Here is a 22,410-nt window from a genome sequence, read left to right as displayed (position 1 = left end):
GACACCGTGAAGGAGAGTGCGTGAGATGAGACGCGCGTACGCGATCCTGCTCGCCCTGTGCTGTGCGCTCGCCGCGGCCCTGGCGACCGCCGGACTCCTCAGGGCGCCACCGCGACACGAGAAGCCACCTCGACAGGCAGGAAGAGTGCTGTGCAAGTCCCTCTTTACCAAGCCAAGGCAGAGTTCTTCCGTATGCTCGGACACCCGGCGCGAATCAGGGTCCTGGAACTGCTGCAGCACGGCCCGGTCCCGGTGCGGGACTTGCTCGCCGATATCGAAATCGAGCCTTCGAGTCTCTCGCAGCAGCTGGCGGTCCTGCGCCGTGCGGGCATCGTCGTGTCCACACGAGAGGGATCGACCGTCAAGTACGAACTCGCCGGCGGCGATGTAGCCGAACTCCTGCGCTCAGCCCGCCGCATCCTGACTGAGCTTCTGGCCGGGCGGAACCAGCTCCTGGCGGAACTCCAGCAGACCGACATAGCCCCGCTGCAGGCAACAGCGCCAGTCAGAACTTCAGCCAGGTCTGCGCAAGGAGTGGTGTAAAACCGATCAAGGAAGTTGCACATGACGACAGACGCGACAGCGCCGCCCAACGTGCTCGCCGACTCAGTGCGGTCGGGATCGTCGTCCGTGCCCAGGGATCCGGTGATGCCGTCGATGCTCGAACAGTGACCGTCACAGACTTCTTGCCGCTGGTGCCGAGGGTGATGTCCTTGCCACCGTTGATGACCGCGTGCGAGAGGAACTGAAGAGGCCCGCCGAAAGTCTTCTGGCCGGGCCTGTTTGTCTTCGTGTCAGACGCCGCGCCATGCATGGGCGAGGACCCTGGACATCCGGCACTGAGCCCGCTCTGCCCTGTTCGCGCCGCTTCATCCGCACGCTCGCCGTCCTTTCCGTGGTTGCTGCATAACCGGGCCTCCATCGAACTCGCAATCTCTGTTGCAGGGTTGATTCGTGCTGCCCGGAATCGAAATATCCCTCTGCCCGAGCGGGCGCCGTGTCGTCGGTGTTGTGGCGGTCGCGCTTGCCGTGGCCGTGTCGGCCGGCTGTTCGGCGCAGGACGGCGAGCGGAGGCCGGCGGGTCGGCGCACTTCTTCGAAGCCGGCGCAGGCGGGATCCGAGCCGAAGGCCACACCGCAGGCGAGGCCGGAGCCGAAGACCGCCGCGCAGTTCGCCGCTCGCGCCCGGGAGGCCATGGGCGCCGAGAGGGGTGGACGTTCGCCCTGCGGGGCAGTGAGTGCCGTTCCAGGGGGGGACATCACGGTGAGTCAGGAGGTACGGGCTGACGACCGCGGCGTGTTCAGCGGGCGTGTGGCTCTGCCGTCCGGGGTGAAGTGACCTGCGCGACGGCGGGCGAGATGCGTGCCACCGCCCGCACCCGGCTGCCACCGGACTACTGCGAGCGCAGCCTGCGGGGCGTGGACTTCCTGATCGACGGGCTGCGCAAGGGCGGCGCCGACCGGGAGCGGGCGCGCCGCGAAGCAGGCTGACCGGCGCGCACTCCAGCGGTCGGGACGGCGGTTTGCGCGCAGAGTCCGGTTCGCCGCCTCGGTCGTCCCGACGCTCCCCCTCGGCCTCGGGCTCGGCCTCCGCCTCGACGAAGGCCAAGGGCAAGGCCACGGCCAAGGGCAACGCCTCCGCCTCGCCGAGTGCCGTCCCGGGTACGGCCGCCACCGCGCGACGCGCCACCGCCCCGCCCGCCGCCCTCGCCACCCCGAACTTCCCCGTTCCCGCATCCCCGGGTGACGCCACCCAGCTCATCACCGTGAAGGCCCGCCACGCCCGGTCGCGGTGCCGGCATCTTCCTGCGCGTCAACGGGAACGGCGCGACCGCGGGTTGTGTGTCCGTGCCACGCGCCACGATGGACCAGATCATGGGGTGGATACGGCCCGGTGCGCATCCGCGTATCGCCATTGGCCGACGGCGCCGCCGCGGGGGGTGACCGGCGAGGCCGCAGCAGGCTGTGACAAGGAGCCCGCCGCCGACTGTGACAAATCTGTGAGCTCCGGCGCTGATGACCGTGGGGCGTGGGACACGGGCGGCCGTGTCGCACGATGCGGATTCGAGGCGAGCGCGGGCACGGCCCGGGCTCGGTACGGATGAGGACGGTTCTTGGGCCACGGAAGGGAACCCCGCCGCGTACAGGCGTACGACGGGGAATTGGGCGCGGCCGTCGCACGGGCCCAGGACGGTGACGAGAACGCCTTCGCGGTGGCCTACCGGATCGTGCAGCCGGGCCTGCTCGGCTATCTGCGCGGCCTCGTCGGCGAGGACGCGGAGGACGTCGCGTCCGACGCCTGGCTGGAGATATCCCGCGACCTCGGCAGGTTCCGGGGAGACGGCGCCGGGTTCCGCGGCTGGACCGCGACCATCGCCCGGCACCGGGCCTTGGACCACCTGCGCAGGCAGCGGGTACGGCCCCGGGGGACAGCGCTCGAACAGGACGTACTGGAACTGCCGGGGCCGCACAGCACCCACGACCAGGCGCTGGAGTCCATCTCCACCGAGCGCGCCCTGGAACTGGTCCGGTCGCTGCCGCGCGACCAGGCCGAGGCCGTCCTGCTGCGGGTGGTCGTCGGCCTCGACGGCCCCTCCGTCGCGCGCGTCCTCGGCAAGCGCCAGGGCGCGGTCCGTACGGCCGCCTACCGGGGGCTGAAACGGCTCGCCCGCCAGCTGGGCGTCCAGGACCCGGCGGACTCAGGTGTGACGGATGACGGCTCCCGGACGCTGGGGGAGTCGAAATGAACGCTGACGGCCGCCAGCCGTATGGATTCTGCAGAGGCAGTGGGGCGAGGCCCCCGGCAGATCCGGGACGCCGGGCGGGCCGCACTAGGAACAGGATCGGGAACGGACATGGGTGAACGGCACAGCGGCGACGAGCCCGGCCGCCGGCGCGGGCACCCTGGCGGCACCGTCCTGGGGCCGGCGCCGGCCGACCGGGACATCGCCTTCGAGGCGCGGCTCGCCGCGGCGCTCAGCCCGGGCGGACCCCCGGGTGGCATCGACTCCGAGGCGGAGCAGCGCGCCGTGGCCGCGTTCCGCGCCGCCCGTGACTCCGGGGCGCACGCGTTGCGGACCAGGCGCCGGGACGACTGGAGGCCCCGGCAGGCGCGCGGCGCCCGGCTCTCGCTGAAGGCCACGCTCTCGGTGTTCCTCGCGAGCGTCACGCTGGGCGGCGTCGCCTTCGCCGCGATCGACTCCGTCGGATCCGGGAAGGGTGACGACGGGCAGCAGAAGGGGCCCTCGTCGAGCGCCCCGGGACAGTCGACCGCGGAGCCGCCCGCTCCCGGGTCCGCAGGCACTTCGGCGCGCCCCCACCACCCGCCCACCGCGAAGGACACCCTGGCCCACTGCCGCGCCTACGAGCAGGTCAAGGACCACGGCAAGGCCCTGGACGCGACGGCCTGGCACCGGCTCGTCGCGGCCGCGGGCGGCCAGGAGAACGTCGCCGACTACTGCGCCGAGCGGATCGCGCGCGCCGATCGTGCGAACAGCGACAAGGGCGACAAGACACGCAACAGTGGCAATGGGAACAGTAGTTCCGGCAGCGGCAACAGCGGCAACAGCAGCAATGGTGACAACAGCGGCAAGGTGGGCGAAAAGGCCGCTGACTCCGCCATCCCCGGTAGGTCCGGCGCGAAGAAGTAACGTCGTCCTCCACTGCCGGACGTGAGGATTCACTCGTCGACGTGAGGATTCACCCGCCGACGTGCGCATTCACGCGCCGTCGGACGTCAGGTCGACCGCGCCGTGAGACGTCAGGGCAACGGCCGGGGCCGCCACCCCCCACAGGAGAGGCCCCGGCCGTCGCGCTCACGGGCCGCCGTGCGGCCCGTACTTCCTTCAGCGTCGTGAGTGCGTTTTCTGTCACACCTGAGCACGTCACGAGTTAGTTGCATCTTCTACCGACCTGGACGGGAGAGGTTTCACGCCGTAACGTGCCTTTCGCGCCGACCGAAGACAGGCGTAAAGGGAGTGCGGTGCTGGGGGACGACGCGGAGCTGACCACCGCGGTGCGTGCGGCACAGGACGGGGATGAGACCGCGTTCCGTACGGTGTACCGCGCGGTGCACCCGAGGCTGCTCGGATACGTACGCACGCTGGTCGGCGACCCGGACGCCGAGGACGTGACGTCGGAGGCCTGGCTGCAGATAGCCCGGGACCTCGACCGGTTCAGCGGTGACGCGGACCGCTTCCGGGGCTGGGCCGCCCGGATCGCTCGCAACCGCGCCCTGGATCACATACGGATGCGCGGCCGCCGCCCCGCGATAGGCGGCGACGAGACGGAACTGACCGGCCGGGCCGCCGAGTCCGACACGGCCGGCGAGGCCATCGAGGCCCTGGCCACCGACAGCACCCTCTCGCTCATCGCCCGGCTTCCGCAGGACCAGGCCGAGGCGGTCGTGCTGCGCGTGGTCGTCGGCCTGGACGCCAAGTCCGCCGCCGAGACCCTCGGCAAGCGCGCGGGCGCCGTACGCACCGCCGCGCACCGCGGTCTGAAGCGGCTGGCGGAGCTGCTCGGTGACGATCCGGAATCGGCGGGCGCGCTCGACGCGCTCCCTCCCCAGCGAGAACCGCGTGGTCGTGCGGTGACGTCCGCAACTGTGACGCATACGCGTGCGAGGACGCAGAAGGACATGTGATGGCCGACGAGCACAACAAGTGGCTTACCCGTGATATGGCGGAACGTCTGCTGCGTGGTGAGTCGCTGGAAGCCGTCGACGCCTCTTCCTCTGACCAGGCGGAACGGCTCGCGAAGGCGTTGGGCGCACTCTCCGCCGAGGCGGCACCCGCGACCGGTGAACTCGCCGGTGAGCAGGCCGCGTTGGCCGCGTTCCGCAAGGCCCGCGAGGCGGCCGAGGCCGAACGCACCGCCGCCGCGCACGGCGACGGCATCCCCGCCGGGCGCTCCGGCCCGCCCGCGCGCGTCTCCGACGCGGGCCTGGTCCGCATCGGCGCCCCGACCCGTACCGGAATCCGCACCCGCCGACCGCGCTGGGCCCGCCCGGTGCGCCTCGCGCTCGCCGCGGCGGTGGCCGCGGGCATGCTCGGCGGGGTCGCCATGGCCGCAGGCAGCGGAGTGCTGCCGATCCCGTTCCACGACGACCACCCGGATCCCACCTCCTCCGTCTCCGCCGCCCAGAGCCCCGGGCAGCCGCACACCTCACCCACGCCGCAGTCCCCCGAGGGCATCCTCCCGAGCACGGACGCGCCCGACGGCGGCACGAGCGGATCCCTCGACCCGTCCGGCGGGGCCACCCACCAGGGCACGCACCCGGGCGCCACGCCCGGCTCCGGCGACGCCTCCGGGACCCCCGGCACCTGGTGGCAGGTCGCGGGCGCGGCCTGCCGCGACCTGAGGGACGGCAAGGAGCTGGGCTCCGACCGCAGGCGGGTCCTGGAGAGCCTGGCAGGCGGCTCCTCGCGGGTGACCACGTACTGCAAGACCGTCCTGGCGGGCCAGTACAGCTCCGGCGGTACGGGCAAGGGCACCGGCGGTGACGACGAGGGCGGCAAGGGCCGCGGAAGCGGCGACGGCGACAGCAAGGGCGACGGGAACGGCCAGGGCGGTGACGACGACGGTCACCCGGGCCGGGGCCACGGCCACCGCCACGACCGCCGGGGCCGCGCCGCCAGCCCCGCACCCTCGGCCTTCGCACCCCTCGGCCCGGACCGGAAGGCCGCGGGACCGGTGCCCTCGCCGAGCCCGTCCTACACCGCGCTCTGAGCTCTGCCCGCGCCTACCCCGCCTGTGACCTGCGGTTTTGTAAATCGCCAAAATTCTTTCGCGAGGGGTGTGACGTTTCCGGGCCCCGCGACGCAGTACTGAGTGAGCCGACTGGTCATCGGCCGTAGCACTGAGCCGGGGTTCCCCCCGTACCCGCGGCTCGTGCACCTGGCGCGGGCGGGACACGTTCCCCCGGTCCCGCCCGCGCCCCGCTTCCTCACCAGGAGACGACGACCTTGTCGCCGATCCTCACCTGTGCGAACAGCCGCGCGATCGCCGCCTCGTCCCGCACGTTGACGCATCCGTGCGAACCGCCCGCGTACCCGCGTGCCGCGAAGTCGTAGGAGTAGTGCACCGCCTGGCCGCCGCTGAAGAACATCGCGTACGGCATCGGGGAGTGGTACAGGGTCGACACGTGGTGCCGTGACTTCCAGTAGACGTGGAACACACCCTCGCGGGTGGGGGTGTACTGGGTGCCGAAGCGGACGGACACCGTCTCGACCGTGCGCCCGTCGATCATCCAGCGCAGCGTCCGGCTGGTCTTGCTGACGCACAGGACCCGGCCGGTCAGACAGCGCGGGTCGGGCGCGGCGGCCGGCTGCCCGCCCATCAGGTACAGCTCCCACCGCCCCGGCCGGTGCGTCATGGCCAGCAGCCGCTGCCAGGTGACGGTGTCCAGCTCACCGGTCCGCGGCAGCCCGCGCTTGCCCTGGAAGCCCCGGACGGCCTGCTCGGTCAGATCGTCGTACGTCCCCGTCGGCCCGTCGAACAGCCAGGCGACCTGGCGGAGCCGGGCCTGTAGCTCTCGCACGCCCGGGCCGCTGTCCCCGCGCGACCACAGCACCCGGGGCGCGGGCCGGGCGGGCTTGGCGGTGGGTGCCCTCTCGGCCGTCCGGGTGGGTTCTGGGGCGCGGCTGGAGGGCAGCTGGACCCGCACCGGCGGGCGGTGCTTGCCGTCGGCGTCCGGGGGCTGCACGGTGCAGCCGCAGAGCGCGGCGAGGGCGGCGGCCGAGACGAGTAGGACGGCTGGTCTCCCCGGGATCCTCATGCCGGGGATGTTTCCCCGCGTGACCGCCGCCGAACTACGGGGCATGGTGAGGAGGGACAAACCGTACTGCGGAGGCATCCATGGCGCGTGAGTCGGAGTCGGGGCTGCCGATCGAGCCGGTCTACGGGCCGGCGGACCTCACCGGCTGGGACCCGGCGGGGAAGCTGGGCGAACCGGGGTCGTACCCGTACACCCGCGGGGTGTACCCGACCATGTACACCGGCCGCCCCTGGACCATGCGCCAGTACGCCGGCTTCGGCACGGCGGTGGAGTCCAACGCGCGCTACCGGCAGCTGATCGCCCACGGCACCACGGGTCTGTCCGTCGCCTTCGACCTGCCCACCCAGATGGGCCACGACTCCGACGCGCCCCTCGCGCACGGCGAGGTCGGCAAGGTCGGCGTGGCGATCGACTCGATCGAGGACATGCGGGTGCTGTTCGACGGCATCCCGCTGGACAAGGTCTCGACGTCGATGACGATCAACGCCCCGGCGGCCCTGCTGCTCCTGCTCTACCAGCTGGTGGCCGAGGAGCAGGGCGTACCGGCGGACCGCCTGACCGGCACCATCCAGAACGACGTCCTGAAGGAGTACATCGCCCGGGGCACCTACATCTTCCCGCCGAAACCCTCCCTCCGCCTGACCGCCGACATCTTCAAGTACTGCACGGCCGAGATCCCGAAGTGGAACACCATCTCGATCTCCGGCTACCACATGGCCGAGGCGGGAGCGTCCCCCGCGCAGGAGATCGCCTTCACCCTCGCCGACGGCATCGAGTACGTGCGGACGGCGGTCGCGGCCGGTATGGACGTGGACGACTTCGCACCCCGGCTGTCCTTCTTCTTCGTGGCACGTACGACGCTGCTGGAGGAGGTCGCCAAGTTCCGTGCCGCGCGCCGGATCTGGGCCCGGGTGATGAAGGAGGACTTCGGCGCGCGGAACCCGAAGTCCTGGATGCTGCGGTTCCACACCCAGACGGCCGGGGTCCAGCTGACGGCCCAGCAGCCGGAGGTGAACCTGGTGCGGGTGGCGGTGCAGGCCCTCGGGGCCGTGCTGGGCGGCACCCAGTCGCTGCACACCAACTCCTTCGACGAGGCGATCGCCCTGCCGACGGACAAGGCGGCCCGGCTCGCCCTGCGCACCCAGCAGGTTCTGGCGTACGAGACGGACGTGACGGCGACGGTGGACCCGTTCGCGGGCTCCTACGCCGTGGAGAAGCTGACCGACGACGTCGAGGCGGCCGCGCTGGACCTGATGCGGAGGGTCGAGGATCTCGGCGGCGCGGAGGCGGCGATCGAGCGCGGCTTCCAGAAGGCCGAGATCGAGCGGAACGCGTACCGCATCGCCCAGGAGACGGACTCCGGGGAGCGGGTGGTCGTGGGCGTCAACCGCTTCCGGCTGGACGAGGAGGAGCCGTACGAGCCGCTCCGCGTCGACCCCGCCATCGAGGCACGCCAGCGGGAACGCCTGACCAGGCTGCGCTCCGAGCGGGACCAGGGGGCGGTGGACTCGGCGCTGGCCGCGCTGAAGAAGGCGGCGGAGGGGGAGGAGAACGTGCTGTATCCGATGAGGGAGGCGTTGCGGGGGCGGGCGACGGTGGGGGAGGTGTGCAACGCGCTGCGGGAGGTGTGGGGGAGTCATGTGCCGGCGGATGCTTTCTGAACCGTGTCCCCGGTAGATCTCGTGGAGGTGTTCCCGAAAGGAGGGTGCCGTGGCTGTGATGCTGCACGAGTCGTCGCTTTCCGATGCTGCCGACTGGCTCTGGGAGGAGCGAGGACTACGCGGTGCCGGACCTGGTCATTGTCGACGCCGACTCCCGAGACGCCCTCGTCGAGAAAGACTGCTACGCCCCGCACGTCTTCCGTCTGGTCTTGGGGGTGGCCTCCTCCAACTGGACCAACGGCACGGCCACCAAGGTCGATGTCTACACTGACCCGCCCCGAGCCGGAGTGTCGTACCCCCGTGCGACACTCCTCCTCATGTTCGGCGTCATCGACCTCCCCACCTACCTGGCCGGCCTCGTCCTGATCGTCCTGCTGCCCGGCCCCAACTCCCTGTACGTGCTCTCCGTGGCCGCCCGGCGCGGTGTGCGGGCCGGTTACACCGCCGCTGCCGGAGTGTGGTGCGGGGACACCGTGCTGATGACGCTGTCCGCCGCCGGAGTCGCCTCGCTGCTCCAGGGGAACGCCGTGCTGTTCGGGATCGTGAAGTACGCCGGTGCCGGATATCTGACCTGGCTCGCGATCGGGATGCTGCGGGCTGCGTGGGGGATGTGGCGGAGCCGGCGGGAGCAGGCCGTCGAGGAGGCCGCGCCGGTCGCGTCGGCCGAGGAGCGGCCCTTCCGGCGGGCCCTCGTCGTCAGCATCTTCAACCCCAAGGCGATTTTGTTCTTCGTCGCCTTCTTCGTGCAGTTCGTGGACCCGGGGTACGCCTACCCGGCGCTGTCCTTCGTGGTCCTCGGCGCCTTCGCGCAGCTCGCCAGCTTCCTGTATCTCAGCGCCCTGATATTCGGCGGCACCCGCCTGGCCGCCGCCTTCCGCCGCCGCAAGCGTCTGTCCGCGACGGCCACCTCGGCGGCGGGCGCCCTGTTCCTCGGGTTCGCGGTGAAGCTGTCGCTCGCCGGCGCGTGACGCTTCGCCGGGACTTGGCCGACGAGGCGGGGCCGTATGCCGGGTGCGGGTGGGTGGCGGCTGGTCGCGCCCCGCGGTGGAGCCGTACATCGATACAGCCCCGCGCCCCTTGGGTGGTTTCGCCTCACCGGGCGGCTGCGAAGGCTCCCGTCCGCGCCGCGTACTCCGTCAGTCCCTGGGCCGTCCTGCTCGCCCAGCCGACATAGCCGTCCGGACGGACCAGGAACAGGCCGGTCCCGTACCCTCCGGGAGCCGGGCCGCTGACGACCCGGACCTTCTCCGGTACCCCGGACGGCACCTCCGCACCCAGCGTCAGCAGCGTCCAGTGGGGCCCCCTGAACGCGTCGAAGAGGCGTACGCCGTCCACCGTGCCGTCGGGGGCCCGGTCGCCCGCCCGGACTTCGGACGGGGCGGTGCGCAGCTCCTCGGTCAGGGACGACTCCGGGTAGCCCAGCCCGAGCTGCACCGTGGCCTTCCCACGCTGGACCTCCCCGCGGTGCACGCCCGTCGACAGGCCCAGCATGGCCGCGGCGTTGGGGCGCCGTTCCTCCTCGTAGGTGTCGAGGAGGGCCTCGGGAGCCCCCTCGCGCAGCACCGCGCCCAGCTTCCAGCCCAGGTTGTACGCGTCCTGGACGCTGGTGTTCAGGCCCTGCCCGCCGGCCGGTGAGTGGACGTGGGCCGCGTCGCCCGCGAGGAACACCCGGCCCACCCGGAACCGGTCCGCCAGTCCGGTGCGCGGCCGGAACTCCGAGGCCCAGTGCAGCTCGGTGACGTCCTCGGCGTCGAGGTGCGTGTACGCGGCGACCAGCCCCCGGATGCCGTCGAGGGACAGGTCGATCTCCGTGCCCTCGGCGAGCTTCCCGGCCAGCTGGAAGACGTCCGTGCCGGCCAGCGGGCACAGCGCCACGCCGGTGCCGTCGGCCCCGGGGAAGGTGTGCCAGTACTCCCGGTCGAGCCCCTTCACCCGCACGTCCGCCACCAGGAACGGGCTCGGGTCGACCGTCTCCCCGGCCATGCCCACGCCCACCGCGCGCCGTACCGCCGAGCGCCCGCCGTCGGCCGCGACGACATACCGCGCACGGACGGCCGTACCGTCGGCGAACCGCACGCTCACGCCCTGCGCGTCCTGCTCCAGACCCGTCACCTCGCGCCCGAAGGCCACCTCGCCGCCCAGTTCCACCAGCCGCGCGTACAGGACCTCCTGGGTCCGCCACTGCGCGACCATCAGCGGCTCGGTGTACGGCGCACCCTCGTCCGCCTCCACCGGCTCGAACATCGGCTGCTCGCCGAGCCGCTCGCCGTCCTTCCAGATCATCCGCGCCGGGTAGGGGCCGCCGGCCGCGCGGATCGCGTCCAGCACGCCGAGGTCCTCGAAGACCTCCTGGGTGCGCGGCTGGATCCCCTTGCCGCGCGAGCCGGGGAAGAGCCCCTCCGCGCGCTCCACGACCAGCGCGTCCACGCCGCGCCGGGCGAGGTCGATGCCGAGGGTGAGGCCGGTCGGGCCGGCCCCCACGATCAGAACATCCATCACAATTCTCCTTAACGATGTTAAGTGCTGCCGCCCATGAGAGTGCCCTTAACGCTGTTAAGCTGTCAAGCGTGAGTACGGAACGACGCGCGCCCCTGGACCGCCGGCGGGTCGCGGACACGGCGCTGCGGCTGCTGAACGAGGTCGGCCTCGACGGGCTGACCCTGCGTGCCATCGCCAAGGAGCTGGACGTCAAGGCCCCGGCGCTGTACTGGCACTTCAAGGACAAGCAGGCGCTGCTCGACGAGATGGCGACGGAGATGTACCGGCGGATGGTCGCCGGCCTGGCGCTCGATCCCGCCGACAGTTGGCAGGAGCGGCTGCTCGGGACCAGCCGCGGGCTGCGCGCCGCCCTGCTCGGCTACCGCGACGGCGCCAAGGTCTTCAGCGGCTCACGCTTCACGGGGACGGACCACGCCCGGGAGATGGAGGCGCACCTGCGCGTCCTGACGGACGCCGGCTTCACCCTGGCGCAGGCGGTCAACGCGGCGCGGACCGCGAGCATGTTCACCATCGGGTTCGTCACCGAGGAACAGGGCGTGCAGCCCCTCCCGGGCGAGCGCCGGGAGGGGTACGACATCGAGGAACGCGCCCGGCGCATGGCCGACTTCCCGCTCGCGGCCGAGGCCGGAAAGGTGCTCTTCGACGACTACGACGAGCAGTTCGAGGAAGGGCTGGCGCTGGTGATCGCGGGCATCGAAGCCCGCTACGGGACCGGCTGAGCGAGCGGTCGGCTCCGGGCCGCGCGCGCCTTGCGGATCGCCCGCGTGACGACCGGCGGCAACAGGTCCACGGCGACCCGGCGGACCCGGCTGCCACGCCGGGGCGCGGGCCGGGCGGGCGGCGCCGCGGGAGCGGGTGCCGGTTCCGGTGCCGGCACGGACACAGCGGCCGGTGTCGGCTCCGGCGCCTTCGCCGCCACCGCGTGCTTGGAGGGCGGGAACGCCGGCGCGGCCATCCCCTTGGACTTCAGGCGGACGATCCGGTGCCCCGCGGCCTCCTGGACGCTCAGGTGACAGTCGGACCGCTCCCGCGCCATGTCCAGCAGCGCCTCCTGGACCGGCTCGGGATCGCCCCAGGTGCCGTAGAGCTTCTGCGTGCTCAGGCGGATGGGGTGCAGGCCCCGGTTGAGCACGGCCTCCCAGGTGGCTATGGACACACCGGGCGTGTGCTCGGAGCGGAAGTCGTCGAGGACGACGATGCCGTCGGGCTGCAGCAGGTCGCGGGCCGCCCCTATGTCGCCGTGCACGTGCTCGTACAGGTGCGAGGCGTCGATGTGCACGAACCGGCAGGAGCGAGCCTCGACCGCGTCGGGCACCAGGGAGCTGGGCCCCTGGAGCACCCGGGGCAGTTCGTCGTGGAAGGAGCGGTAGTTGTCCTCGAAGACGCGCCGGGTCAGCGCGCCGTAGGACTTGGTCGACTCGGCCCGGTTGGCGTCGTCCGCGGCGTCGCCCTCGAAGAGGTCGCACACGGTGTACTTCTCGCCCGGCTGCTGGTGCCGGCCGATGAAGATCGCGCTCTTGCCCATGTAGACACCGACCTCCAGGAGGTCGCCGTGGGCTCCCCCGGCCTCCTGCCGGTTCAGGAACCAGTCGAAGAGCAGCTGGTCGAGCACCGGGAACCAGCCGGGCACGTCGTCGAGACGGTGGGGCGGTCGGGTCGCTTCCTGGATGGTGGCCATGAGGCGGAGGCACTCCCTCGGTACGGCAGTCTGTGAGATCTCTGCGGGCAGCCTGTGGCGCGGGGGGCGGGGCACTACGGTGCCTGCCCCCAGGGCCGGTTCAAAACCCAAGGCGAGATGAACGGCTGCCCAACTTCCGGCCACGGAGCGCTCGCTTCAGCCGCGGACCGAGCGGCTCCTCCACGAACCGGTGCAGCAGCCACGCCAGCAGCAGCATGCCGAGCACCGTCGCCACCAGCGTCGGCCACGCGGGCAGACCGAGGCCCCGGTGCAGCACCCGGATCACGAACCAGCCCAGGTGCTCGTGGACCAGGTAGAACGGGTACGTCAGCGCGCCGGCCGTGGCCAGCCGGCGCCAGTCGGCCCGGCGGGTCCAGCCCAGCGCCACGGCCGCCACGGCGGCGAAGGCGAGGGTGACGATCAGCAGGATGACGTACGGACTGCGCACGAAGTCGCCGTGCGCGCCCGTGTGCCACAGCCCGCGCGTGGCGTTGCTCTGCCCGAGCAGCCAGGAGACGGCCACGATGCCCCACAGCAGCAGGTCGCCGCCGAAGCGGTGGATCAGGTAGAGGGCGAGACCGCCGACGAAGAACGGGGCGTAGTCCGGCATGACCAGCTGGTCGGTCAGCGCGTTGCCGGACGTGCGGCACACCACCGCCGCCAGCGTCCACACGCAGCAGAACAGCACCACCCGGCGGTAGGTGACCCCGCGCAGGACGACGAGGAGGGCGAACAGCGCGTAGAAGCGCACCTCGACCCAGAGCGTCCAGCACACCCCCAGCACGCGCGGGGCGCCCATGGGCTGTTGCAGCATCGTCAGGTTGACCAGGAACTCGTCCAGGCGGACCGGGTGCACGACGGCCGGCAGGGCGAGGGCCGCACCGGTGACGAGCGCCAGAGCGACCCAGTACGCGGGGTAGAGGCGGGCGACGCGGGAGCGGAAGAAGTCGCCGAGGGTGCGGCCCCAGCTGCTCATGCAGATGACGAAACCGCTGATGACGAAGAAGAACTGGACGCCGAGACAGCCGTAGGCGGCCACCTGGGACAGGGTCGGGAAGAGGCGGGCCGGTGTCTCGTGCCAGGACGCGGAGACCGTGCCGCCGCGTCCGGCGTAGTGGTAGAGGCAGACCATCAGCGCGGCCACGAGCCGCAGGCCGTCCAGGGCGAGCAGGCGGCCCCGGCGCGACGGGGCGGGAGCCGGTGCGGGTGCGGGGGGAGCGGGAGCGGTGGCGAGAGCGGGGGACGAAGCAGCCATGATGCTCGGCGCCTACCCGACGATCCGCTGATCATCTCGGGTTCTTTTGTGAAAGTCCCCGGCACGAGGGAGCCGTTCCACCGTCACCTGGCGGAATCACAGGAATGAAGTGATTGACGGTCTAACCATTCTCTTAACTGGCCGGATTCGTTAACCCGGTGGTCGCTTTGGCTTCCTGGTTTCTCCATCCACCCCCACGCTTTCGCAAACCCACGGCATGCCGCCGTAAACACCGTATTTGCTTGGCAAAACCAGGAGAGCGCGCGAGGCCGTCCAGGCCTACGAGCGCTACCTGGAGCTGACCGACGAGGACGGCTTCGGCGTGGCCGCCCGGATCACGGGCCTGCGCCGCGCCGCCGAACGCGAGCGCGAACTGCTCGCCCTGCTGCAGCGCCAGTGCCCGCGCGCCACCGACTTCGCCCGTGGCCCCGCCACCGACGTCAGTGGATCAGCCTCGGCGAGTTCCGTAACCAGATCGCCGGCAAGTCGATCTGCCTGATCGCCGACTCCGGGCGCGTGGGCGAGAGTTCGATGCGTGCCCGGATCGACGGCTTACCTAGGGCCTGGCCCTGCACACCCTCGGCGACTGGGGCCACCCGGCTCGTCTTCGGCGGGGTCTCCGGCGACTGGAAGCACTCGCTGCGCAACCGCCTGGTGCCCGGCGCCCAGCGACGAGATCCGCGAGACGTACGCAAAGACCCGCCTGGTCATCGGCATGCGCGGGCGCGCCGGGATGATCCCCTTCGGGGTCGGCACGCCCATCATCAGCCTGATCTCGCACCCGAAGACGGCGTACTTCCTCAGCGACATCGAGCGCCCCGAGTGGGATGTCTCCGTCCACGAGAAGAACCTGGGCGCGGTGCTCACCGAGCGGGCGCTGGACATCCTGGACCACCACGGCCGGACCGTCGCCGACGTGCACGACCGGCAGGAGCTGCTGTGGAAGGTCACGCAGGAGAACGCGGCCCGGATCCGCCCGATCCTGGGCCGCTGAGCAGCCGAAAGGGCGGGCCCGTGACAGGCCCGCCCTGGGCGGCCGGCGAGCGGGGGGTGGGGTTCAGCGGCGTACGACCCGGCGCAGGTTGCGTGCCTTGCGCGCCACCCGGCGGACCGTGGCGTTGCGAGGGATGAACGACAGCTGGGCGGGTACCCCGCCGGGCAGCGCCAGCGAGGTCAGACGCTTGCGCTTGAAGTAGCGCAGGGTGTGCGGGTTCAGGTTCCGGGCGAGGTACCGCTCGGTCTCCTCGCGCAGCCTCGGAAGGATCTTCGGCTGCATCGCGAAGCCCACCGCACGCACCAGCGCGCCCAGCGCCTCCACGTCCATGCCCCGGCGCTGCTCGGTGACGGCCTCGCGGTCGCCCAGCTCGGGCAGCAGCGCGTCGACCACGGTGACCGGCACCCGGTTGCTGTTCTCGAACGGCGTCAGCCGCTCCAGCAGCAGATCGGTGCCGACCCGGGCGACCGGCACGCCGTACAGCGCGGAGGCGGTGAGCAGCGCGGTGGAGAAGCAGCCGACGACCAGCGCGGGACGCATCCGCTGGTACACCACCTCGGCGAGGACCGGCGTGTCCAGCACGGTCAGCTCCACCTCGAGCTGCTCCGCCTCCTGCTCCAGGGTGCGGGTGAAGCGGGCCGGGGCGGTGGGGTGCGGCTTGAACACCACCTTCGTGTGCCCGAGGGCGACCGCGCCCTTCAGCATCCGCACATGCAGGTTCTCCTCCTGCTCGGCGGTGAGGATGTCCAGCGCGGAGAGGTACTGCCCGAGCAGCAGCGCGGGCTCCTCGATCTCGGGCAGGTCGTCGCCGAGCGGGGCGAGTTCGGCCAGCACCTTGGTGAAGGCCTGGGTCGGCACGATCTCGCCCGGGACGCCGAACTCGGTGAGCAGCAGCGGCTTCAGGCCCGGCACCAGGTCGAGGTGGAGCACCCGGTCCACGCGGGTGCCGACCAGCGGGTCGATCTTGTTGCGGGTCGGGCCGTAGCTCATCAGACCGTCGGCGTAGACGGTGACCGGGGCGCCGGTGAAGATCTGGGCGAGCGCCAGCGACGGGTTGACCTGGATCGACTCGACGGCCAACTCCACGTCGTCGTCGCCCAGTTGCCACTCGTGGCGCAGATACCGCTCCCAGAGCGGCATGTCGTCCACCCGGGGCGCCCAGCCGCCGGGGTGGAAGGGGAAGATCGTCTCGTTGTACGAGATCACGTCGTCGAAGCGCTCGCGCAGCCGCTCGAAGCCGGGCATCTCGTCCAGGCCGGGCGTGGTCTCGGGCGTCGCGGCGTTGTTGCAGACCAGCAGGATGCGCCGGCCGGCCGGGCCGAAGCAGCCCGAGTCCAGGGCGGCGGCGATGGTCGCCGTGCCGTACAGCGTCGACGCCTGGAAGATCTGGGTGGTCACGCGGCGACCCCCGTCGGAGCGGGACGGCGGCGCAGCCGGCGCAGCCTGGTGGCGCGCTGCAGGTCCATGGAGTCCAGGGCTTCGTCCAGCACGTCCTGCGGCATGCGCCGCAGCGCCCCGGCGCTCAGGGATTTCAGTTTCTTCGCCACCGCGGGCTCGAACCTTTCGATGGATCCCAGGTGATGGGAAATGATGGCGCAATAGGTACGCACGGCCTTCGGCAGGAGCACGTCGGCATCCGGGTCGGCGGCGGTTTCCGCGATCACCTGATCGAACGCGCGAATGAAATCGAGCTGCCGGACATCACCGATCTGGGTGAGTGACGAGGCCACGCCGCGCCGGTAGAACACGCCGAGCATGCTCACCGCGGCGAAGGACTCCGCCTCCCGGTGCAGCTTCCAGATCCACGGCCGGTCCTCGGCCGTGCGCAGCCCGTCGGTGAAGTGCAGCAGCCCCTTGTCCACCAGCCGGCGGTGGTAGACGCCCGCCCAGGCGTATGCGTAGTCCACGGAGGTGGAGCGGTCCGCGGGCAGGATCGCCTCGCGCGGGTTCAGCACCACGTTCCGCCGGCCGACCGGCACCCGGTGCACGGTGCGCGCCCGCGCCGTGCACTGCACGTGATCGGTGCGCACGAAGTCGCAGCCCAGCCCCTCGACGGCGTCGACCAGCTTCGGGAAGTAGCCCGGGGCGAGCCAGTCGTCGCCGTCCAGGAAGGTCAGGTACTCGCCGCGCGCCCGGTCGATGCCGGTGTTGCGGGCGGTCGCCAGCCCTCCGTTCTTCTCGTGCCGGACCAAGACCGCGCCTGGCAGCTCGCGCTCCGCGCGCGCGAGAATCTCTGGTGTCCCGTCGCGGGAACAGTCGTCGACGAGAATGAATTCGAAGTCCTCACGCGCGTTCGCACTGAGGCTCCTCAGGGTGTCGGGCGCGTATTGCTGCACGTTGTAGAACGGCACGATGACGGAGAGCTTGACCACGTGGGGGACGTTAGGACGAAGCCCGTCATTCGTCTTGACCGTCGGCTTGATGCCAGGTGAACGACGCGTGGCGAAGCTGTGAACTGGGCTTTTTTCCGGCCGGATCACGGCCTGATTCGCCATTCGGCGATGTGCTGTTAACCGTTTGTTGCATTCAGGTTGGGCGGAACCTCGGAATGCCTTCCTAGCGTCTTCGACGTGCCAGCCAGTGCAACGAAGTCCCTGCGGGTCGCCGTCCTCGCGGATTCCGACACCCGGTGGAAGTGGGGCGCGCTCACCGCGCAGCGCGTCACCCCCACCGGCGCCGAGATCCGGCTCGACGGCTACCTCCTGCGGGGACGAGCCACCCCCACCGCCCGCCAGCTCGAGGAAGTCGGCGTCCGAGCGGACTCACTCCGCGAGGTGACCGGCGTCGAGTTCCTGCGCGCCATGAGCGAGCAGTCGTACGACGTCCTCGTCCTCGCCCTGGTCGGCGGCGGTGTGCAGGCGATGCTGCACGGGCTGCGAGGCGCCTGGGGCTCGGGGAAGCGTCCCGTCGTCGTCACCGGCTATGTCGGCGTCGTCTACGAGAAGCTCGCCGACGGGCTGCTGCTGCGGCACGGCGCGGACCTCGTCCTCGCCAACTCCCGCCACGACGCGGACCGTTTCCGCGCCGTCTATGAGGGAGTCGGCGCCGACGCCTCCGCGGTGACCGAGGTCGCGCTGCCCTTCCTCGGCGGAGAGCCGTACACCGGTGAACACGAGCCCTACACGGTCGTGTTCGCGGCCCAGCCCTCCGTCCCGGACAGCCGCAAGGACCGTACCTACCTGCTCAACCGGCTGATCGAGCACGCCCGCAGGCACCCCGAGCGCGAGGTGCTGCTGAAGCTGCGCTCCAAGCCGGGTGAACACACCACCCACATCGAGGAGTTGCCGTACCAGAAGCTGGTCCAGGGCAAGGACGTGCCCGCCAACTTCCGTCTGGTGTACGGCCACATGGGCGAGGTGCTCGACCGCACCGACCTGCTGGTCACGGTCAGCTCCACGGCCGCCCTGGAGGCCCTGCACCGCCGCATCCCGACGGTCGTCCTGACCGACCTCGGCGTGCGCGAGGTGCTCGGCAACCACCACTTCACCGGCTCCGGGTGCCTCGCCTCCTGGGACCAGCTCGACGCCGGACACCGCCCGGCGCCGAACGAGGAGTGGGTGGCCCGGCAGGGCGTCGCTGCCGGGGGTAACCCCTCCGGTGGAGGCTCCTACGACTCCCATTTCGCTGCGGCCCGCGAGCGCATCGCGAAGCTGCTGGACCGGCCAGGGGGGCTGCCGCCCCTCACGCCCTACTACACACCCGAGACCGCGCCGGGCTATCTGCCCGGCATCCTCGCCCGCCACCACCTCGGCCCCGACGGCGCCCCGCTGCCCGGCGCACCCGCCGTCGACAAGGAGCCAGGACCCGTCCGCCAGATCGTGCGCCGGGCCGCGCGCGGCGCCTACCGCCACGGCGTGCAGCGCGTGGCCCCCGTGATCCGACGAATGGGAGAGCTGTGAGCGACCGGATCCCACGGCAAGGAGTGGAGCACATGACCGACGCCAACCCCGACGCACCCGCGGTGCGCCGCGTGCTCGCAGTGATCCCGGCGCGCGGCGGCTCCAAGGGCGTCCCCGCCAAGAACCTCGCCTCCGTCGGCGGTGTCCCGCTGGTGGCCCGCGCGGTGCGCGAGTGCCGCGCCGCCCGGCTGGTGACCGACGTGGTCGTCTCCACCGACGACCAGGCCATCGCGGCCGCCGCCCGCCAGGCCGGCGCCGAGGTCGTGCTGCGCCCCGCCGCCATCGCCGGCGACACCGCCACCTCCGAGGCCGCCGTCCTGCACGCCATGGACACCCACGAGGCCCTGCACGGCGCGGCCGTCGACGTCGTCCTGCTCGTGCAGTGCACCAGCCCGTTCATCGTCCGTGAGGACATCGACGGGGTGGCCGGCGCCATCGTCGAGAACGGCGCCGACACGGCCGTGACCGTGGCCCCCTTCCACGGCTTCATCTGGCGGGACGAGGCGGACGCGCCGGTGCCGGTACCGGCGCCGGTCGCCACCGGCTCGGTCGCCGAGGACACCGACTCGGCCTCCGTGGGCGGCGGTTACGGCGTCAACCACGACAAGTCCTTCCGCCCGCGCCGTCAGGACCGCCCCCAGGACCTGCTGGAGACCGGCGCCGCCTACGCGATGGACGCGGCCGGCTTCCGCGAGCACCGGCACCGCTTCTTCGGCCACACCGAGCTGGTCCGCACCGACCCGTCCCGGGTGCTGGAGATCGACGACCCGCACGACCTGGCCCGCGCCCGTGCGCTGGCCCCCCTCTTCGACGCGGACCGGCCCGGCGCCCTTCCCACCTACGACGACATCGACGCCGTAGTCCTCGACTTCGACGGCACCCAGACCGATGACCGGGTGCTGATCGACTCCGACGGACGGGAGTTCGTCTCCGTGCACCGCGGAGACGGACTCGGCATCGCCGCCCTGCGCAGGAGCGGTCTGAAGATGCTGATCCTGTCCACGGAACAGAACCCGGTGGTCGCCGCCCGCGCCCGGAAGCTCAAGCTCCCGGTGCTGCACGGCATCGACCGCAAGGACCTCGCCCTCAAGCAGTGGTGCGAGGAGCAGGGCATCGCGCCGGAGCGCGTGCTCTACGTCGGCAACGACGTCAACGACCTCCCGTGCTTCGCCCTCGTCGGCTGGCCCGTGGCGGTCGCGAGCGCCCACGACGTCGTACGCGGCGCCGCACGCGCGGTCACCGCCATCCCCGGCGGTGACGGCGCGATCCGAGAGATCGCCAGCTGGATCCTCGGCCCCTCTCTCGATTCCCTCCCCAAGTAAGGACATCCCCCGATGAGCACCAACTCCCGTATCCGCACCTTCGGTACGCGCGAGGCCGGCCCGGGCCGCCCCGTCTACATCTGCGGCGAGATCGGCATCAACCACAACGGTGAGCTGGAGAACGCGTTCAAGCTGATCGACGTGGCCGCCGAGGCCGGCTGCGACGCCGTGAAGTTCCAGAAGCGCACGCCGGAGATCTGCACCCCGCGCGACCAGTGGGACATCGAGCGCGACACCCCCTGGGGCCGGATGACCTACATCGACTACCGCCACCGCGTGGAGTTCGGCGAGGACGAGTACCGCCAGATCGACGAGTACTGCAAGGAGAAGGGGATCGACTGGTTCGCCTCCCCGTGGGACACCGAGGCGGTCGCCTTCCTGGAGAAGTTCGACGTGCCCGCCCACAAGGTGGCCTCCGCCTCCCTGACGGACGACGAGCTGCTCCGCGCCCTGCGCTCCACGGGCCGCACGATCATCCTGTCCTCCGGCATGTCGACCCCGAAGCAGATCCGTCACGCGGTCGAGGTCCTGGGCAGCGACAACATCCTGCTCTGCCACGCCACTTCGACGTACCCGGCGAAGGCCGAGGAGCTCAACCTCCGCGTCATCAACACCTTGCAGGACGAGTACCCGAACGTCCCGATCGGCTACTCCGGCCACGAGACGGGCCTGCAGACCACGCTGGCCGCCGTCGCCCTCGGCGCCGCCTTCGTCGAGCGTCACATCACCCTCGACCGCGCCATGTGGGGCTCGGACCAGGCTGCCTCCGTCGAGCCGCAGGGCCTCACGCGCCTCGTCCGTGACATCCGCACCATCGAGGCCTCCCTCGGTGACGGCGTCAAGAAGGTCTACGACTCCGAGCTGGGCCCGATGAAGAAGCTGCGCCGCGTCGCCGGTGTCGTCGCCGAGGCGGAGATCGCGGCGGCGGCGGGCGAGCCGGTCGCGGTCTGAGTGCCCTGATCGCCTTACATGCCCTACGACGGGACGGTCGTACGACGATGAGCCCCCGCGCCGGTCAGGCCGGCCACCCCGCCCACACGCTCGCCTTCGTGGAGAGCCCGGTACAGCTGCTGAACGTACTGGAGTGGGCTCACCTCCACGGCCTGCGCGGCGCTCCCGAGCCGGTCCGGCTGTCCGTGCCCGCACAGGCACGGCGGTCGCCGGACGGTGCCCAGGCGCACGCCGGCGCGGAGCTCACCGTCGTCGTCCTGTCCCCGACCGACCCCATGACCCGGGGCCAGCTGCGCCGCATGGCGGACCTGGCCCGGGACGAGGGGTACCGGGTGCGCTGGGAGGAGGCGCGGGGCGGTACGACCGCGCCCTTCCACACGATCGGCGGCCTGGCGGGTTCCCTCCGCCGGGCCGACCGCATCGTCATGGGAGACCCGTTCTCCCGCTATGTACAACTGCTGCTGACGATCACCCGGGCCCATGACCTGGTCGTCGTCGACGACGGCACGGCGACGATGGAGTTCGTCGCCCAGCTCGCCCGGGGCGAGCGCCTGGTCCGCTGGCACCGCAAGGGCGGCCGCCCCGGAGCCAGGGACCTGCTCTTCGCCCCCGTCTCCTCCTCGGCCCGCCGCCGCCTCACACCGAGCGACCGCCGCCGCGTCGAGGTCTTCTCCTCCATGCCCGTGACGGAGACCCCCGAGGGCGTCACGGTCACCACCAACGACTTCGCCTGGACCCGCGCCCGCTTCGGCCCGCCGCGCATCACCAAGGGCGCCGACATGGTGGGTACGTCGTTGGTCGAGACGGGCGTGGTGGACGGCGACCGTTACCTGGAGGCGGTGCGATCCCTCGCCAGGGCCCACGGCGCGACGCGGTATTTCGCTCACCGCCGCGAGCACACCGACAAGCTGCACCGCCTGGCCACCGAGACGGGCCTGGAGATAGTCCGCCCGGATCTGCCGTTGGAGCTGATCGCCCGCCGTGGTCCGATCGGCCGTACGATCCTCAGCTTCCCCTCGACGGTCGTGCACACCCTTCCGTTGGCGCTGGCGGGCACGGGCGTCCGTGTGGCCGTCTGCGACATCGACCCGAGCTGGCTGACGGAGAACGCCTCACCTCGGGCGCAGGGGTTCCTGTCGGGGGTTACGGGGACGGCGAAGGATGTGCATCGGCTGGCGGCTGTGGGGTTGGCCTAGCTTGATGCTTTCAGGGCCTCGATGAAGGGGGCGAAGGATTCGGCTGGGAAGGTCAGGGTGGCTCGGCTCGGGGCCTTCGTGTCGCGGACGGCGACGTGGCTGGGGGAGTTCGCGATCTCCACGCAGTCGTTGCCGTCGCCCTCGCCGGAGTAGGACGACTTCCGCCAGTTTTCCATGC

At 71.5% G+C, this 22,410-nt stretch carries 21 protein-coding genes and 1 pseudogene; 15 read left to right on the top strand and 7 right to left on the bottom strand.

The genetic code is table 11. From position 1 onward, the window contains the following. The first annotated feature begins 150 nt into the window (after positions 1-150). The 6 genes from ACWC5O_RS24650 to ACWC5O_RS24625 all read left to right on the top strand — a co-directional run bounded on the left by ACWC5O_RS24650 (position 151) and on the right by ACWC5O_RS24625 (position 5,729). Entirely contained in the window at positions 151-543 is a 393-nt protein-coding gene (locus ACWC5O_RS24650) for an ArsR/SmtB family transcription factor (RefSeq protein ID WP_450584025.1), read from the top strand. Positions 544-1,334: 791 nt separating this feature from the next. Continuing rightward, on the top strand, positions 1,335-1,490 hold the full coding sequence (locus ACWC5O_RS24645) for a hypothetical protein (RefSeq protein WP_450584023.1): 156 nt from the start codon (positions 1,335-1,337) through the stop codon (positions 1,488-1,490). A gap of 623 nt (positions 1,491-2,113) precedes the next feature. Then, the gene (locus ACWC5O_RS24640; protein WP_450584022.1) at positions 2,114-2,746 is read left to right on the top strand and encodes an RNA polymerase sigma factor; all 633 of its coding nucleotides are present in this window, start codon (positions 2,114-2,116) and stop codon (positions 2,744-2,746) included. A 108-nt stretch (positions 2,747-2,854) separates the two neighbouring features. Next, the gene (locus ACWC5O_RS24635; RefSeq protein WP_450584021.1) at positions 2,855-3,649 is read left to right on the top strand and encodes a hypothetical protein; all 795 of its coding nucleotides are present in this window, start codon (positions 2,855-2,857) and stop codon (positions 3,647-3,649) included. Positions 3,650-3,981: 332 nt separating this feature from the next. Further along, complete coding sequence (locus tag ACWC5O_RS24630; protein WP_389186640.1) at positions 3,982-4,644, top strand: RNA polymerase sigma factor; 663 nt, start codon at positions 3,982-3,984, stop codon at positions 4,642-4,644. Then, the gene (locus ACWC5O_RS24625; RefSeq protein WP_450584020.1) at positions 4,644-5,729 is read left to right on the top strand and encodes a hypothetical protein; all 1,086 of its coding nucleotides are present in this window, start codon (positions 4,644-4,646) and stop codon (positions 5,727-5,729) included. The genes ACWC5O_RS24630 and ACWC5O_RS24625 overlap by 1 nt, the downstream gene beginning before the upstream one ends. A 217-nt stretch (positions 5,730-5,946) precedes the next feature. Here the strand turns inward: ACWC5O_RS24625 and ACWC5O_RS24620 are convergent, their stop codons facing one another. Then, positions 5,947-6,777, bottom strand: a complete 831-nt coding sequence (locus ACWC5O_RS24620) for a L,D-transpeptidase family protein (protein WP_450584018.1) — start codon at positions 6,775-6,777, stop codon at positions 5,947-5,949. 80 nt (positions 6,778-6,857) lie between these two features. Between ACWC5O_RS24620 and ACWC5O_RS24615 the strand changes: the two genes are divergently transcribed. Beyond that, positions 6,858-8,438 carry an acyl-CoA mutase large subunit family protein gene (locus ACWC5O_RS24615; RefSeq protein ID WP_450584016.1) on the top strand — a complete coding sequence of 527 codons (1,581 nt, stop codon included), beginning with the start codon at positions 6,858-6,860 and terminating at the stop codon, positions 8,436-8,438. Positions 8,439-8,755: 317 nt separating this feature from the next. Beyond that, a complete protein-coding gene (gene leuE / locus ACWC5O_RS24610; RefSeq protein ID WP_450584174.1) occupies positions 8,756-9,406 on the top strand; it encodes a leucine efflux protein LeuE in 651 nt (216 codons plus the stop codon). Between the two features lie 124 nt (positions 9,407-9,530). Here the strand turns inward: leuE and ACWC5O_RS24605 are convergent, their stop codons facing one another. After that, positions 9,531-10,934, bottom strand: coding sequence for an FAD-dependent monooxygenase (locus ACWC5O_RS24605; RefSeq protein WP_450584014.1), 1,404 nt, complete (start codon positions 10,932-10,934; stop codon positions 9,531-9,533). A gap of 71 nt (positions 10,935-11,005) precedes the next feature. Here ACWC5O_RS24605 and ACWC5O_RS24600 point away from each other — a divergent pair, with 71 nt between their 5' ends. Then, positions 11,006-11,656 (top strand): TetR/AcrR family transcriptional regulator C-terminal domain-containing protein, encoded by a 651-nt coding sequence (locus ACWC5O_RS24600; RefSeq protein ID WP_450584012.1) that lies wholly within the window; start codon positions 11,006-11,008, stop codon positions 11,654-11,656. Here the strand turns inward: ACWC5O_RS24600 and ACWC5O_RS24595 are convergent. Both ACWC5O_RS24595 and ACWC5O_RS24590 read right to left on the bottom strand, forming a co-directional pair. Continuing rightward, positions 11,641-12,615, bottom strand: coding sequence for a class I SAM-dependent methyltransferase (locus tag ACWC5O_RS24595; protein WP_450584010.1), 975 nt, complete (start codon positions 12,613-12,615; stop codon positions 11,641-11,643). The genes ACWC5O_RS24600 and ACWC5O_RS24595 overlap by 16 nt on opposite strands. 100 nt (positions 12,616-12,715) lie before the next feature. Beyond that, positions 12,716-13,870, bottom strand: a complete 1,155-nt coding sequence (locus ACWC5O_RS24590; protein WP_450584008.1) for an acyltransferase family protein — start codon at positions 13,868-13,870, stop codon at positions 12,716-12,718. A 238-nt stretch (positions 13,871-14,108) separates the two neighbouring features. Between ACWC5O_RS24590 and ACWC5O_RS24585 the strand changes: the two genes are divergently transcribed. Both ACWC5O_RS24585 and ACWC5O_RS24580 read left to right on the top strand, forming a co-directional pair. Next, positions 14,109-14,369 (top strand): hypothetical protein, encoded by a 261-nt coding sequence (locus ACWC5O_RS24585; RefSeq protein ID WP_450584006.1) that lies wholly within the window; start codon positions 14,109-14,111, stop codon positions 14,367-14,369. 168 nt (positions 14,370-14,537) lie between these two features. After that, positions 14,538-14,864 (top strand): annotated as a pseudogene (locus ACWC5O_RS24580) (polysaccharide pyruvyl transferase family protein); the annotation flags it as partial. A gap of 63 nt (positions 14,865-14,927) precedes the next feature. On the opposite strand, the gene ACWC5O_RS24575 reads toward ACWC5O_RS24580, so the two are convergent. Beyond that, complete coding sequence (locus ACWC5O_RS24575) at positions 14,928-16,262, bottom strand: alpha-2,8-polysialyltransferase family protein (protein WP_450584004.1); 1,335 nt, start codon at positions 16,260-16,262, stop codon at positions 14,928-14,930. Further along, positions 16,259-17,236 carry a glycosyltransferase family 2 protein gene (locus tag ACWC5O_RS24570; protein WP_450584002.1) on the bottom strand — a complete coding sequence of 326 codons (978 nt, stop codon included), beginning with the start codon at positions 17,234-17,236 and terminating at the stop codon, positions 16,259-16,261. The genes ACWC5O_RS24575 and ACWC5O_RS24570 overlap by 4 nt, the downstream gene beginning before the upstream one ends. 198 nt (positions 17,237-17,434) lie before the next feature. Here ACWC5O_RS24570 and ACWC5O_RS24565 point away from each other — a divergent pair, with 198 nt between their 5' ends. The 4 genes from ACWC5O_RS24565 to ACWC5O_RS24550 are packed head-to-tail and all read left to right on the top strand — an operon-like array spanning position 17,435 to position 22,232. Next, positions 17,435-18,763 (top strand): DUF6716 putative glycosyltransferase, encoded by a 1,329-nt coding sequence (locus ACWC5O_RS24565; protein ID WP_450584000.1) that lies wholly within the window; start codon positions 17,435-17,437, stop codon positions 18,761-18,763. A gap of 32 nt (positions 18,764-18,795) precedes the next feature. After that, a complete protein-coding gene (locus ACWC5O_RS24560; RefSeq protein WP_450583999.1) occupies positions 18,796-20,085 on the top strand; it encodes a cytidylyltransferase domain-containing protein in 1,290 nt (429 codons plus the stop codon). Positions 20,086-20,097: 12 nt separating this feature from the next. Further along, positions 20,098-21,036 (top strand): N-acetylneuraminate synthase family protein, encoded by a 939-nt coding sequence (locus tag ACWC5O_RS24555; RefSeq protein WP_450583998.1) that lies wholly within the window; start codon positions 20,098-20,100, stop codon positions 21,034-21,036. A gap of 47 nt (positions 21,037-21,083) precedes the next feature. Continuing rightward, positions 21,084-22,232 carry a hypothetical protein gene (locus ACWC5O_RS24550; protein ID WP_450583996.1) on the top strand — a complete coding sequence of 383 codons (1,149 nt, stop codon included), beginning with the start codon at positions 21,084-21,086 and terminating at the stop codon, positions 22,230-22,232. Here the strand turns inward: ACWC5O_RS24550 and ACWC5O_RS24545 are convergent. After that, on the bottom strand, positions 22,229-22,408 hold the full coding sequence (locus tag ACWC5O_RS24545) for a DUF397 domain-containing protein (protein WP_450583995.1): 180 nt from the start codon (positions 22,406-22,408) through the stop codon (positions 22,229-22,231). The two genes, ACWC5O_RS24550 and ACWC5O_RS24545, sit on opposite strands and share 4 nt — an antisense overlap. Positions 22,409-22,410: the final 2 nt, after the last annotated feature.

It is taken from the genome of Streptomyces sp. NPDC001450, assembly GCF_053597295.1.
The sequence above is the reverse complement of the archived record's forward strand: the minus strand, read 5'-3'. Positions and strand labels throughout refer to the sequence as shown.